Source organism: Psychrobacter sp. 1U2 (assembly GCF_051847575.1).
This window is the reverse complement of sequence record NZ_JBPYDC010001810.1, coordinates 1-519: the sequence shown is the minus strand read 5'-3', so window position 1 is coordinate 519 and position 519 is coordinate 1. Positions and strand designations below refer to the sequence as shown.

1 protein-coding gene is annotated in these 519 nt (G+C 41.0%); it reads left to right on the top strand.

Features of this window, described 5'->3' with window-relative positions; genetic code table 11:
- Nucleotides 1-10 precede the first annotated feature (10 nt).
- Nucleotides 11-519, top strand: a 509-nt coding sequence (locus ACS8FD_RS24525) for a glycerophosphodiester phosphodiesterase (protein WP_439277761.1), incomplete at its 3' end; no start/stop codon positions are given.

Here is a 519-nt window from a genome sequence, read left to right as displayed (position 1 = left end):
ATAGGTAGTTATGATAAAACTTGAGAATACTTTGCTCCTAGGTCATCGAGGCGCACGCAGTGAAGCATTGGAAAACACGCTATTTGGTTTTGAACATGCTTATAAGCTACAGGCACAAGGCTTGTCAGGCGTAGAGTTTGACGTACAACTTACTGCCGATGGTCATCTGGTAATATTTCATGACGAGACGCTACAACGACTTTGCGGCTTACAGTCACGAGTGGACCAGCTAAGCTTGATTGAAATTCAGCGCCAACTACAATTAGGTCATAAAATAATTACCTTGGACATGTTAGCGCAGTCTATGACCTACTCTCCTACTATTTTTTCTCAATCACAGGTCCCTAAAGACCTAGTCACTCGAGTAACTGAAACAACTAAAGTAGCTAAGACTCAAAACCACAAAATATCGCTACCTGCTTTAACTCAGTTCACTCATATTGAGCTGGAGATTAAGACTCATAACCGAACAAATTACTCTAAACTGATACAAGCGTTAATACGCTATCTGGTAGGTAC